Origin of the sequence: Streptomyces sp. NPDC058092 (assembly GCF_042884935.1) — a bacterium.
GTDB lineage: Bacteria > Actinomycetota > Actinomycetes > Streptomycetales > Streptomycetaceae > Streptomyces.
This window is the reverse complement of sequence record NZ_JBHVSY010000029.1, coordinates 1-12,543: the sequence shown is the minus strand read 5'-3', so window position 1 is coordinate 12,543 and position 12,543 is coordinate 1. Positions and strand designations below refer to the sequence as shown.

Genomic DNA, 12,543 nt, shown 5'->3' with positions numbered 1-12,543 from the left:
GACCGGTGTGTCGGCACCGGACCCGCAGCGCGCGTCCCCCTGGCAGGGTCAGCGAGTGCCGACCGCGGCACGTACGGCACGGCGGGCCATCGCGCAGTCGTCGTGCAGCCGCCGCAGCAGCAGCCGCTGCTCCTCGCTCGACGAGAGCACGCCCGGCCGGTCCTGACCGGCGCCCGCGGGCACCGGCTCCCGCATGGCCCGCTGGACGGCCGTCTCGTACGTACGGATCTCCCGCGTCAGCACCAGCATCAGGTTCACCAGGAACGCATCCCGCTGTGCGGGCCCCCTGGCCTGGGCCAGCTGGCTGATCTGGCGCCGCGCCGCCGGAGCGTCGCCCAGGACCGCCCACAGCGTCGCCAGGTCGTAGCCCGGCAGATACCAGCCCGCGTGCTCCCAGTCCACCAGGACCGGACCCGCGGGCGACAGCAGGATGTTGGAGAGCAGCGCGTCACCGTGACAGAACTGCCCCATGCCCTGACGGCCGCCCGCGTGCGCCAGGCCGTGCAGCAGCTTCTGCAGATCGCCCAGATCGCGGTCGGTGAACAGCCCCAGCTCGTGGTACCGGGCGATCCGCGAGGCGTAGTCCAGCGGCGCGTCGAAGAGCCCCGGAGCCGGCCGCCAGGCATTGACCCGGCTGATCGCGCCCAGTGCGGCCCGCACATCGGCGCGGGGCGGGGCCTCCGACGGATGCCGGGTCAGCGCCGCCACCCGGCCGGGCATCCGCTCGATCACCAGCGTGCAGTTCTCCGGGTCGGCCGCGATGAGCCGAGGCACCCGCACCGGCGGGCGGTGCCGGACGAACGCACGGTATGCAGCTATTTCGTGACGGAACCGTTCCGACCAGGCGGGGGAGTGGTCCAATAAACACTTGGCGACCGCGGTCGCACGTCCGGTGGAGCCGACGAGGAGCACCGAACGGCCGCTGCGGCGCAGGACCTGCACCGGGTTGAACTCCGGGCAGATCCGCTGGACCGAGGCGATCGCCATCCTCAGCTGGGCGCCCTGCGGCCCGGAGAGGTCCAGCCGCCCGCTGAGCGGCGGTCCGCCCAGCCCCGCCGGCCGCCGCGGCCGGACCGTGCCGGGTGCCGGGGGAGCAGCATGTGGAGCGAGGTACGGCCCGCCGCCCGCCCCCAGGGGACGAAGCGGCCGGGGCGGGGCGGTCACGGAGGACGATGCTGTGTACATGGGCGAGACAGATCCCTTCGTGCGCCGACAAGTTGCGTGCACCGCCCCGGCCGGCGGCCGTTCGGCACCCTGGGGAGTACCTAGGGCTGCCGGGCGGGGTGGCGCTTTCCTACCTGACACCGGCGCGCGGGTGGCAGACCATCTGGCGGACCCTGGCGAACCCTGGCGAATACTCGCAAGGCACCTGACAGGGGGTTACTGTCAACACAGCCGAGAACCTGGGGGCTTGACGTGACCGGAGAACCCAACACCCGCCTGTCCGACCTGTTCGGCCTCGCCGGCTGGTCCAAGGGCGAACTCGCGAGAATGGTGAACCGGCAGGCGGCGGCCATGGGCCACCCGCAGCTGGCCACCGACACCTCGCGGGTGAGGCGTTGGATCGATATGGGGGAGTCCCCCCGCGATCCCGTGCCCAAAGTGCTGGCTGCCCTGTTCACCGAGCGGCTCGGTCGTGTCGTGACCATCGAGGACCTCGGGTTCGGCCGGCGCGGGCGTGTGGGGAATCGGCAAGAGGACGGGACGCAGCACAATCCCGACGCACTGCCGTGGGCGCCCGAACGGACGGCAGCGGTCCTCACCGAATTCACGGGAATGGACCTCATGCTCAACCGACGCGGCTTGGTGAGCGCGGGCGCCGCGCTCGCCGCAGGATCGACCATCACCGGCCCCATGCACGACTGGCTGCACACCGACCCTGTGCTGGCGGCCGACGCTCCAAGGATCGACGACCCGCTGTACGCGGACCCAGCCGGTTTCGACCGGTACGAGGCCGCGCCCATCGGCTCGGAGGAGATCGAGGCGCTGGAACGGTCCGTCGAGGTGTTCCGCGCCTGGGACGCGTCCCGGGGCGGGGGACTCCAGCGCAAGGCCGTGGTGGGCCAGCTCAACGAGGTGGGCGGCATGCTCGCCTTCCGTCACCCCGAACATCTGCAGCGCCGCCTCTGGGGCGTCGCTGCCAATCTCGCCGTACTCGCGGGATGGATGTCCCACGACATCGGTCTCGAACCGACCGCCCAGAAGTACTTCGTCATCGCCGCCCACGCGGCGCGCGAGGGCGGCGACCGCCCGCGCGCGGGCGAGGCGCTCTCCAGGGCGGCCCGTCAGATGGTCCACCTGGGCCGTCCCGATGACGCCCTGGACCTGATGAAGCTCGCCAAGTCCGGCTCCGGAGACATGGTGCTGCCGCGAACCCAGGCCATGCTGCACACCATCGAGGCCTGGGCGCAGGCGTCCATGGGCCGCGGCCAGGCCATGCGCCGGACCCTCGGCAAGGCCGAGGAGCTCTTCGTATCGGACAAGAGCGATGTGCCGCCGCCCAGTTGGATGCAGCTGTTCGACGAGGCGGATCTGCACGGCATGCAGGCCCTGGCGTTCCGCACGCTCGCCGAACACGACCCGTCGGTGGCGATCGTGGCTCAGCGTCACGCCAGGCAGGCTCTGGAGCTGCGGGCCAACGGGCGTCAGCGGTCCAAGATCTTCGACTACATCTCGCTCGCCTCGGCGTGCTTCATCGCCGACGACCCCGAGCAGGCCGACCGCTACGCACGGCTCGCCCTGGTGTCGATGGGGGAGACCTCCTCGCACCGCACCTGGGACCGGTTGCGCGAGATGTACCGGTTGACGGGACAGTTCGCGGGCTACGCGAAGATCGAGGACCTGCGTGAGGAGATCAAGCTCTCCCTGCCGCAGAGCTCCATCATCAAGCAGCGCAGGCGCTCGTCCGAGGTCTGACATGAGGGCGCCGCGATCAGGGGGCGCCGGTCAACAACTGCCCCACCACCGACTGCTGTCGGCGCACCGGTTGTCGGAGCGCCGCACCTGTAGGCGGCTCGTCCTCCTGCGTACCGCGTCGCCGCTCGCGTGTTCGCTGTGCCCTACGCCCCGATGCGGGCGATCAGCACGCACGCGTCGTCGAGGCGCTCGGTACCGCCGAACTCCGTGACGACCGTCCGTACGCACTCCTGTGCCGTACGGGCCTGCGCGAAGTGCGGTGCGAGAGCGAGCAGGGCGTCCGGGCCTGCACCCCGGTCGCTGTGACGGTTCAGTCCGTCGGTGTGCAGCACCAGCACATCACCGGCCAGCAGGTGCACTTCGTTCTGCTCGTACGCGACCCCGGAGGCCGCACCGAGCAGGACCCCGTCCGGTGGCAGTAGCGGGCGCCCTTCGCCGTCGCGGAACAGCAGCGGTGCGGGGTGCCCCGCCTGCGCCCAGGCGAGGATGCCGGTCGACGGATCGAAACGACAGCACACCGCGCTGCCGAGTGCGGGCTGGACGGAGGATTCCAGTAGCTGATTGAGATGCCCCATCAGGGCCCCCGGCTCGATGCCGGCCATCGCCATCCCGCGCAGCGCGCCCAGGAGCATCGCCATGGCCGAGGTGGCCTGGATGCCGTGGCCGGTCAGATCACCGACCGTGAGAACGGCCCTGCCGTCCGGCAGTTCCAGCGCGTCGTACCAGTCACCGCCGATCAGGGAACTCGACTCCGACGGCAGGTAGTGGGCCGCGATGTCCAGCGCGCCCGCTCCCTTCGAGGGCAGTTGCAGCGAGCCCCGCCACCGGGGGAGCACGGCCTCCTGGAGCTCGACCGCCATCTGGTGCTCGGTCCGTGCCATGTGCTGCCGGCGCCGTAGCGAATCACGGCTCCGGCGCACCACTTGCTCGCTGCGCCGCAGCTCGCTGACATCGCGCAGGACCGCCCACATGGAGGCGGTGCACCCGTCGGTGTCGAGGACGGGCTCGCCCATCATGTGGAGCGTACGCATCCGGCCGTCGGTCCGCAGGATGCGGAATTCGCCGTTTATCGGCTTGCCGTCGACCAGACAGTCCGTCACCAGAGAGGTGAGCAGGGGCTGGTCCTCAGGCAGGAGCATGGCCGGAAGCTCGTCCAGCGAGAGAGGCCCCGCGTCGCGTGATCTGCCGAAGATCTGGAACAGGTCCTCGGACCAGGTGACTTCGTCGGTCAGCAGATTCCACTCCGCGCTGCCCACCCTGCCGATGAGTGAACCGGAATCCGGCTGGTCGGAGGTCATGTCCGAGATGCCCTGCGCCGAACCCCCCGCGGGCTGTTCCGGCGCCTCCGGCGGGATGCCCTCCTTGAGCTGTCCCAGCTGGGTGCCGAGATCGTCGAGGTGATGGACTGCCAGCTCGCAGAGCGCGCGCTGCCAGCGCATCTGCGGGTCTTCCTCGTCGATCAGCACCGCGTCCCGCCGCACGGCATCCACATCGCCACGCAGCCGACGGGTCCGGTTGATCAGGGCATCGACGGCATCGTGTCCGGGGGGCTGAGGGGCGGGGCGCTCCGCAGACAGATGGGACGGCATCTCGTACTCCGATACAGGCGCGGCACGACCAGGTCTGAAAGGTGGACCGTAGACGACTGTCGCACAGGCTGCGGGGGGTCGTAAGGGATTTGGCAACACTCGATGCGTTGTTGCTTCTGGCATATGCCGCAGGCGGCGCACAGCGCCAGCCTGTCGAACAGCCTTGCTGTCGACGGACGTTGACGCAAGTCACCCGGCGTGTGTGGCCGGCTGCGCGCCCGCGTGCGCCGTACCGGGTGGGTGGGAATGCGCCAGGGTCCCCTCGCGTTACACGGAGCGAAAACGATACCCATTCCCATGAGGGGGGTGGGGTCGGAGAGGGAGTCTGGAGGCATCCATGGCCCGCAGTGAGACCCGGCCCGTCGTGACGCTCCGGTCGACGGCCGGAACGGGGCAGAGTTACGTGACGCGCAAGAGTCGCCGGAACAATCCCGACCGGCTGGTCCTGCGCAAGTTCGACGCCGTCGCGGGGCAGCATGTCCTCTTCCGTGAGGAACGCTGAGTCCGGCCGCCGCTGCGGCGGTCGGGCGGCCGTGGTCCGGACGCTGGTCCGAACCGCCGGAAGGCCGCATTCCGTGCCGTGAATCACAGTGCGGGGTGCGGCTCCCGGGAACGGGGCGCAATGGTTTATTGTTCACCTATGTGTGGATGTCGCGCACCGCGCCCACACCCAGGCCGCCCCGGCCGGATTCCCCCGATCCGGCCGGGGCTTCCCGTTACCCTGTGTGCGGCGGCGGTTCCTGTCCGGCATCCCCTACGCGTTGCGGCGCCTGCGCCCCGCGGTCCGTACCGGTCAAGGACTCCCGGGACGGGTGCGGTCAGCCCGGCGCAGCCTCCTGGGCACAGTCTCGGCCAGCAGCGCACCGACCGCCGGAACCACGGCCACCACGGCAGCGACGCCCGGCCAGAGCCGTACCGCCAGCGCGGTCACGGACGCGCCGGCCACGACCGCGATCAGCCGGCCGGCCACCCAGACGTCCCCCTGGTTCCACGACCGGAGCGTCGCGCGGCCGACGAGAGACGTCAGAGTGCCGGTGAAGTAGTTGGTGGGCGTGGCGAGGACACGGCCCTGGATACCCATGGCCACGGAAATGAGCACCAGCAGCCCCAGCCGGTCCCCGTCCGAGGTGATCAGATCCAGCGCCCAGAGCACAGCCCCTGCCGCGAGCAGCACCACCTCGATCAGCAGCATCACCGGCAGCGGCCACCGCAACCGTTCGCTCATCCGCGCACCGCATACGACACCGACGCCGTACGAAACGAGCGCGGTGATCACACGCAGGGCCACCCCGTGCTCCCCGACACCGGCCGCGGAAGCGCCCAGCAGCACCAGATTCCCGGTCATCACCCCGGCGAAGACCTGGCCGACACAGATGAAGACGAACGCGTCGGCCGCACCGGAAGCGGCCGACAGAAGCAGCAGGGACCATTCGTCCCGTGGATCGCGCCCGGCAGGGAGAACAGGAGTAGACACGCCTGCATTCTCGGCTCAGTCCCGCCGAAGGCGCCGACTCGCGGCCGGACCGGCGCGGCGAGCGGCACGGCCGGGCACAGCCGGGCACCGGCAGGGAGCCGGGCCGGCTGCGAGTCGGAGCGGCCTTAGGGTTCTGCATCATGAACAGACACATATCGTTCGATCGACTGCACAACTTCCGTGATGTGGGCGGATATCGAGGAGAATATGGCCGCCCGGTCCGCTGGGGGCGGCTCTACCGATCCGACTCGCTGGGCAAGCTCCGCGGCGAGGACTGGGACCGCTTCCTGGCCCTCGGTGTCCGTACGGTCATCGACCTGCGCTACGACTGGGAGATCGCGGCCAAGGGCCGAGTGCCCGACGCCCCGGGACTGCGTTACCACCACCTCAGCATCGAGCACCGGCCCTACGACCAGGCGGCGCTCGGCCCGGACGTGGAAACCGGACGCTTCCTGGCCGACCGGTACGCGGAGGTCGCGCACGACGGAGTCGCCGAACTCCGCCGCGCCCTGGACGTGCTCGCGGCCGAGGACAGCGGGCCCGTCGTCTTCCACTGCGCATCGGGCAAGGACCGCACCGGGCTGCTCGCCGCACTCGTCCTGTCCCTGCTCGGTGTGGCCGAGGACGACATCGTCGCCGACTTCACCCTCACCGAGCTCGCCAGTGAACGGCTCCTGGCCGACTGGCGGGCGGACCACGCCGGTCGGAAACCGGTCTGGCCCGGGTACGGCCGGGCGCCCGCCGACATCATGCGGCTCTTTCTGGCGGATCTCACCGCGACCCACGGCTCCGTCCGCGCGTACGCGGTCGAACTCCTGGGTGTCGACGAGGAATTGCTGGCCGCTCTGCGCGAGAACCTCCTCGAACCCGCGGGCGAACGCCGACCGGCCGAGTGCTCCACGGCCGTAGGGAGCGCCTGAACCGGCGCGCGCCGGTCACGCCGGCGTGGGGGCGCCCGTTCGCGCGCCCGACGTGTGTGGCCATACCTCAACCCCGGCCCGGCGTGGCGCGAGGTCGCGGGTGCGGACGACCGACGGATCACTCACCGGCGAGAGGCCGGTTGTCCGAGCGAAAAGCCCTGTCCCTGTCAGGCGGGCACGGGGCAAGATCGAGGGATGACATGGACAGCACCTGATGTTGAGCGCACGCCCGGTTCGCTCGTGGCCGGTGAGCGCGAGATGCTCACCGGCTACCTCGCCTGGTTCCGCAGCACCCTGTTGCACAAGTGCGCCGGCCTGACCGGGAAGCAACTCGCCGAGCAGACGGTTTCGCCGTCGAACCTCACACTCCTCGGACTGATCCGCCACATGGCCAAGGTCGAACGCGTCTGGTTCCGGCAGCGGTTCGCCGGTCGGAAGCTCGACCCGATGTACGACCCCGAGAGGGGCAAGGACGCGGACTTCGAAGACGTGGACCCGTCCCGAGCAGCCGAGGACTACGCGCGCCTGGTCGAGGAATGCCGGCTGGCGGACGAGATCGTCGCGGATGCCTCGATGGACGACACCTTCACCCATGCCGGCGAGGTGTACTCGCTACGCATGGTCCACGTCCACATGATCGCGGAGTACGCCCGCCACAGTGGCCACGCCGACCTGTTGCGGGAGCGTACAGACGGTGTGACCGGCTCGTGATGCGTCACGGAGAACGGCTCGGCCCGCAGACCCGCTCGCCCGCCCGCGGGGGCGTTGTGGCCGGGACCTGATCGGCCGCTGCGACATTTCGGCCCGGGACCGCCGGTGCGCGGTCCCGGTGCCGAGTGGGGCAGGGCGACAGGCGCTATCGGTCCGGAGTGCGGCGACGGCCGCGACCTCTACGGCGAGGCGGACTTCGCCGAGCTGCCGCTGCCCGACCAGCTCCACCCGGACGCCGCCACGCATCGCCGCATCGGTGAACGCTTCGCCGCCCTGGCCTTCGCCACCGGCGGACCGTTCATCGCCAAGCGCACCTGAAACGCCCGCTCCTCGTCTGGCCGCGCTCGTGATCGGAGCCGGATTCCGAGCCGGGTTCGCAGCTGGATGCGGGAGTGCAGCGGCGGTGAACGGTGTCGAGGCAACCGTATCCGCGCTCGTTACAGGGGAGTCCAACGGCCCGGAACCGCTTCAGCTTGTTGACCGCTGCATTACTTCTGGCCTCCGTAGCCCCTCGCTGCTGTTGTCCGATCAGCTCGTCGGAGGGCGAGGTCACTCAGCCCACGGTGGCCGTCCGGCCGACGGCCCAGCGGCCAGTGGTATTTGCGTTCGGACTCCCGAATCGGTACGTCGTTGATGGACGCGTGCCGCACACTCATGAGCCCGTTCTCGTCGAACTCCCAGTTCTCGTCGCCTCCGAGCCGCCGGGCTCAGTGCGCCGCGGGCACCGTGAGCTGCGGAGACATCACGTACGAGCCGCAGAGCGCGGAAGGACCCAAGGGGCTGACCAGTTGTAGCGGTGGCAACAGCCGGTTCGCAATGGCGCGCAACCCGCTTCCACCGTCACCCACCAGGTGAACTTCGGCGGCCTGACGGGCAAGCAGAAGGTCCTCGCGGTGTGGAACATCGCGGACACCGCCAACGCGTTCTACGCCTGCATCGATGTGAACGTCGGCTGACCGAGTAGTCCGGACCGGCGCCGCTCTCCCGGGGTGTCCGCCGTCCCATGGGACCGAGGGTCGCAGCGAAGTCGGTGGACTGCGCGTGCTCGACATGGCCCGGACAGGTGCCCCCGTCACCGGCGCACCGTCGAACGGCGAGCAAGACACCGACAGGCAGAACCGGCCCTCGGATCCGGGGGCCGGTCGCTTATGCCGAACGCGCCGTCGACATCGCCCGGCTCTGCCCGGACGAAGCCGACATGCGGAGCAACCGCGGAAGCCGCCGGTCCGAGAGGACCGACCACCATCCGGTCATCACCACCGCACCTCGGTCATCCAGGTGTTGGTCGCCGAGGGGCAGGCATCGAAGGCGGTGTGGTGGGGGTGGGGCGGGCTTCTGGGCGGTTGGGTCGTGGGTGGCGTCTGCCGCGCCGGTGCCACGTTGTGCCGGCCGGATGGCCGGGTCTGCCGAGGATCGTGGGCTGTGTATGGGATGTGGGGAGTTCGGGGTGGAACCCCGGCCCGATTCCGGCGGGCCGGGGTTCTACGTCAACCGAGTGACTCGGTCATCAGTCCCGGTCACCGCGGTCGCGGCCTCCGCCGAAGTGGTGATCGATCACGCGGAAGCTGCCCACAACGCCGTTCTTGACCCACACGCCGCCCCGGACGTGGCCGGGGAAGACGCCGTCGCTGGAGCTGTGGGGTCCGACGGTGGCGATGGGGGCGCCGTTGTCGCAGGTGGCGCCGCGGAAGACCTCGATGGTCCGGCGGCTGTCGTTGCGGATGTTGAGGCTCTTGGAGCCGAGGCCGCTGACGACGGTGATGCAGCCGCCGCGCTCGTCGGAGTAGGTCCGCTCGTTGATGTGGATGCGGCCCTCCTCGTGGCGGCCGCGACCCTCGTCGCGGCCACCACCCTCGTCGTTGCCCCTGCCTTCGTTGCCCCTGCCTTCGTTGCCCCTGCCTTCGTTGCCCCTGCCTTCGTTGCCCCTGCCCTCGTTGCCCCTGCCGGCGTCGCCGCCGTCGAGGGCCGTGACGGGGGCGGGGGCCTGCTGGACGGCGGGGGCGGCCTGCTGGACGACGGGGGCGGCCTGGGCCGGCTCGGAGGTGGCGGCGGACGCGTAGGTGATGCCGGTAGCGGCCAGGGCCGCAGCGGCCGCGACAGCGGCCGTAACAACGGTGGAACGGGTAGCCATGTCACTTCTCCTGTCTCAGAGGGGGCGGCTGAGTAGCCGACCCGTGATTGAACGTACTAACGGTCCCCATACCTGTCATATCGGGCACATTGGGTGCTGGTGCCGGGACTCCGATCGAGGTACACAACGTACGCCATATGCTATTTTCATATAATCTTAGGCAAAGTGAACTAGTCCCTGAATTCAAGGGACTTGAAATGCCGTTAGCCTGTACGGGCGACTTGCTGAAACCCGATCACCCCGTTGACGGCGTGTCATTCATTGACACGACCCACACAGCAGTCCCACGCCACCACCCCGAACACCCCTCGGCCACATCCCCTCCCCCGTTCTGGCTGCTCAGGCGGGCGATACCCCGTCACCGCAGAACCCGGCACCGCAGCCGTTGATTAGCGCACTGCCACCGGACACAGGTCATGCCGCGCTTCGGGTTGGGGGTTCTTCGACGGGATCGTGCGCTGTTGCGGTGGAGTCGAAAGCACGAGGTTTTGCGGCGAGCCAGGAAAAGAGTCTGATCGGGCCGAGCCGCTCGGATTCCCCTGCCAGTGACGGCATCGAAGCCAGCAGCCTGGGGTGCAGGGGTCTCGCGGGTCTCTGAACAGGCCGGCGACGGCTGCCTGCTCCCGCACACCCCGCCGTACATCACCACGACCTGGTGACAGACCTCGGCGACGACGCCGAGGTCGTGGGTCACCAGGATCACCGAGGTCCCGGTTTCGGCCTGCAGCTCGTTGAGCAGATCGAGGATCTGGGCCTGCACGGTGACGTCCAGCGCGGTCATGGGCGCGTCGGCGATCAGCAGCTCGGGTTCGCGGACCAGCGTGATGGCGATCAGCGCGCGCTGCCGCATGCCGCCGGAGAACTCGTGCGGGTACGCCGAGTACCGGCGCGTCGGGTCGGGAATCCCGACCCGGCCGAGCATGTCGACGACGACCGTCGCCGCGGCCTGCGCCGCCGAAGTGGCCGCTGCGGCCGGCGGGCTGCCCACGGTGAACGTCAAGGGCGTGCCGGTGCCGTTCAGGGTGAAGCGCTGACCGCGACCGCGTCGCTGTTGGCCCCTCTGCAGTTTCCGATGAGGTGGCCGTCCTTGTAGATACCGGCGTAGTTGCCGGCCTCGTCCCAGAAGTTGACGGTGTAGACCGTGCCGTCGGCGGCGACGGCGATGTTGAAGATGAAGTTCTGCACCCACTCGGTGGCCCTGGAGAACGTGTTCCCGGTCCAGGAGGTGACGACGTCGGACGTGCTGGCGTACGGGGAGGCGTCGGGCGCTGGTGCGACAAGGCTTCTTGACGTAACGTCAGGCGCTGCCGCCGCCGTGGTAGCTCTCCATGGAGAACGCACCGGCCAGTCCTGCGGCGATCGCGGCGTTCCTGCCGTAGGCCAGCGCCTGGCGACGGGTCACCGCGCCCTTGCCGGGTGAGGGGAGGTTATGTTCCGGCGTCCTGTCGCTCGTGATCAGGATCCTTTGCTCGGCGAGCATCTTCCGGTCGGCCGGACAGACAGGCAAGCAAGTGACCGTTCACTTGACGCCGCTGAAGATAGAGTCGCTCAAGCAGTGCGTCAGTCCATGTGAGTCGGCTTCCACTGGGTGACTGGGAGTCCTATGATCCGGTGTGCTTCAAGTGAACGGTCATGGGGTAGAGGTCCCTGAGTGTCCGATCGGCCGACTCTGCGCACCGTCGCGGCCAAGGCGGGTGTTTCGCACCAGACGGTCTCCCGGGTGGTGAACGGCGACCCCACGGTCACCGACGGCGTTCGGGACAAGGTGCTCTCCGCCATGCGTGTGCTCGACTACCGCCCGAGCGCGGGCGCTCGCGCCCTCGCAAGCGGGCGCACCGAGGTCGTCGGCGTCGTCCTCCCGCACAACCCCGGCTTCGCGTTCTCCAACGACCACCTGATCCGCCTGGTCGGGGGAGCGGACCAGGAACTCGCCGCCCGCGGCTACGGTTTGCTGCTGTCCACCCGCGAGGTGCTCGACGACGCGGCCTCGGCCCACCGGCGCTTCACCCGGCGCCGCCAGGTCGACGGGCTGCTCGTGGAGGCCGGGGCCGGCGGGGAGGCGCTGCCCGCGCTGCGGTCGGCCGGCTGTCCCACCGTCGTCGTCGGCCACACCGACGAAGACCTCTACCGCGTCCACCCCGACGACGACGGCGGCGCCTACGCCGTCACCCAGCACCTGCTCGCCCTGGGACACCGCCGGATCGGTGTCGTCGACGGCCCGGCGGAAAACCGGCTCGCCATGGCCGCCCGGCTACGGGGCCTGCTTCGCGCCTTCGTCGACGTCCGCCGTACGACCCCGGACGACCTGGTGGAACACGGCGACTTCACCGCCGCGTCCGGCTACGCCGCGGCCGGACGTCTGATGACGCGACCCGAGCCGCCCACCGCGATCTTCGCCTTCAACGACAGCATGGCGTTCGGCGCGATGCGCTGGCTGCGCGAGCACGGGCGAGCCCTGCCGACCGACGTATCCGTGGCGGGCTTCGACGACACCACGGCCGCGGAACTCGTCGACCCCGCGCTGACCAGCGTCAGCCTGCACAGCGCCGACACGGGCCGGCGGGCCGCGCGGATCCTGCTCGATGTCCTGGACGGACGGCCCCCGGCGCAACGTGAGCACGTCACGCCCAGCACCCTCAAAGTCCGCGCGTCGACGGCGCCGCCCCTCATGCCGAACTGACCCGAACGCAGGGAAAGGACAGCCTAATACTCCAGCCGGACTTCTCCATTAGCGCTGGTCAACGGCTTGGGCGTGGAGAGTGTAGCGGGCTGGAATGGGAGTGGGACGGTCTTTGCCGGGCC

General features: G+C 69.9%; 12 protein-coding genes and 3 pseudogenes. 7 read left to right on the top strand and 8 right to left on the bottom strand.

Annotation, left to right across the window (positions count from 1 at the left end; all coding sequences use genetic code 11):
* Nucleotides 1-48 precede the first annotated feature (48 nt).
* Nucleotides 49-1,185 (bottom strand): aminoglycoside phosphotransferase family protein, encoded by a 1,137-nt coding sequence (locus tag ACFVV1_RS34035; RefSeq protein WP_389997449.1) that lies wholly within the window; start codon nt 1,183-1,185, stop codon nt 49-51.
* Nucleotides 1,186-1,416: 231 nt separating this feature from the next.
* Between ACFVV1_RS34035 and ACFVV1_RS34030 the strand changes: the two genes are divergently transcribed.
* Nucleotides 1,417-2,916 (top strand): hypothetical protein, encoded by a 1,500-nt coding sequence (locus ACFVV1_RS34030; RefSeq protein WP_389997446.1) that lies wholly within the window; start codon nt 1,417-1,419, stop codon nt 2,914-2,916.
* A gap of 143 nt (nt 2,917-3,059) precedes the next feature.
* Here the strand turns inward: ACFVV1_RS34030 and ACFVV1_RS34025 are convergent, their stop codons facing one another.
* Nucleotides 3,060-4,505, bottom strand: coding sequence for a PP2C family protein-serine/threonine phosphatase (locus ACFVV1_RS34025; protein ID WP_389997444.1), 1,446 nt, complete (start codon nt 4,503-4,505; stop codon nt 3,060-3,062).
* A 337-nt stretch (nt 4,506-4,842) separates the two neighbouring features.
* On the opposite strand from ACFVV1_RS34025, the gene rpmG reads away from it, so the two are divergent.
* On the top strand, nt 4,843-5,007 hold the full coding sequence (gene rpmG, locus ACFVV1_RS34020; protein WP_389997442.1) for a 50S ribosomal protein L33: 165 nt from the start codon (nt 4,843-4,845) through the stop codon (nt 5,005-5,007).
* A gap of 291 nt (nt 5,008-5,298) precedes the next feature.
* Here rpmG and ACFVV1_RS34015 read toward each other — a convergent pair whose 3' ends face one another.
* Nucleotides 5,299-5,979, bottom strand: coding sequence for a YoaK family protein (locus ACFVV1_RS34015; RefSeq protein WP_389997439.1), 681 nt, complete (start codon nt 5,977-5,979; stop codon nt 5,299-5,301).
* Between the two features lie 140 nt (nt 5,980-6,119).
* Here ACFVV1_RS34015 and ACFVV1_RS34010 point away from each other — a divergent pair, with 140 nt between their 5' ends.
* From ACFVV1_RS34010 to ACFVV1_RS34000, 3 genes and pseudogenes are all read left to right on the top strand, one after another.
* Nucleotides 6,120-6,899 carry a tyrosine-protein phosphatase gene (locus ACFVV1_RS34010; RefSeq protein ID WP_389997436.1) on the top strand — a complete coding sequence of 260 codons (780 nt, stop codon included), beginning with the start codon at nt 6,120-6,122 and terminating at the stop codon, nt 6,897-6,899.
* A 195-nt stretch (nt 6,900-7,094) separates the two neighbouring features.
* A complete protein-coding gene (locus ACFVV1_RS34005; RefSeq protein ID WP_389997434.1) occupies nt 7,095-7,610 on the top strand; it encodes a DinB family protein in 516 nt (171 codons plus the stop codon).
* Between the two features lie 165 nt (nt 7,611-7,775).
* A pseudogene (locus ACFVV1_RS34000) lies at nt 7,776-7,928 on the top strand (lipase); the annotation flags it as partial.
* A gap of 170 nt (nt 7,929-8,098) precedes the next feature.
* Here the strand turns inward: ACFVV1_RS34000 and ACFVV1_RS33995 are convergent.
* A pseudogene (locus tag ACFVV1_RS33995) lies at nt 8,099-8,302 on the bottom strand (DUF1348 family protein); the annotation flags it as partial.
* Here ACFVV1_RS33995 and ACFVV1_RS33990 point away from each other — a divergent pair.
* Nucleotides 8,268-8,566, top strand: a pseudogene (locus tag ACFVV1_RS33990) (lytic polysaccharide monooxygenase); the annotation flags it as partial. The pseudogenes ACFVV1_RS33995 and ACFVV1_RS33990 sit on opposite strands and share 35 nt — an antisense overlap.
* 551 nt (nt 8,567-9,117) lie before the next feature.
* Here the strand turns inward: ACFVV1_RS33990 and ACFVV1_RS33985 are convergent.
* The 4 genes from ACFVV1_RS33985 to ACFVV1_RS33970 all read right to left on the bottom strand — a co-directional run bounded on the left by ACFVV1_RS33985 (nt 9,118) and on the right by ACFVV1_RS33970 (nt 11,248).
* The gene (locus ACFVV1_RS33985) at nt 9,118-9,741 is read right to left on the bottom strand and encodes a hypothetical protein (protein ID WP_389997432.1); all 624 of its coding nucleotides are present in this window, start codon (nt 9,739-9,741) and stop codon (nt 9,118-9,120) included.
* 358 nt (nt 9,742-10,099) lie between these two features.
* Nucleotides 10,100-10,663, bottom strand: coding sequence for an ATP-binding cassette domain-containing protein (locus ACFVV1_RS33980; RefSeq protein WP_389997429.1), 564 nt, complete (start codon nt 10,661-10,663; stop codon nt 10,100-10,102).
* Between the two features lie 95 nt (nt 10,664-10,758).
* A complete protein-coding gene (locus tag ACFVV1_RS33975) occupies nt 10,759-10,926 on the bottom strand; it encodes a hypothetical protein (protein ID WP_389997426.1) in 168 nt (55 codons plus the stop codon).
* Between the two features lie 112 nt (nt 10,927-11,038).
* Nucleotides 11,039-11,248, bottom strand: a complete 210-nt coding sequence (locus tag ACFVV1_RS33970; RefSeq protein ID WP_389997424.1) for a hypothetical protein — start codon at nt 11,246-11,248, stop codon at nt 11,039-11,041.
* Nucleotides 11,249-11,392: 144 nt separating this feature from the next.
* Between ACFVV1_RS33970 and ACFVV1_RS33965 the strand changes: the two genes are divergently transcribed.
* Nucleotides 11,393-12,421, top strand: a complete 1,029-nt coding sequence (locus tag ACFVV1_RS33965) for a LacI family DNA-binding transcriptional regulator (protein WP_389997421.1) — start codon at nt 11,393-11,395, stop codon at nt 12,419-12,421.
* Nucleotides 12,422-12,543: the final 122 nt, after the last annotated feature.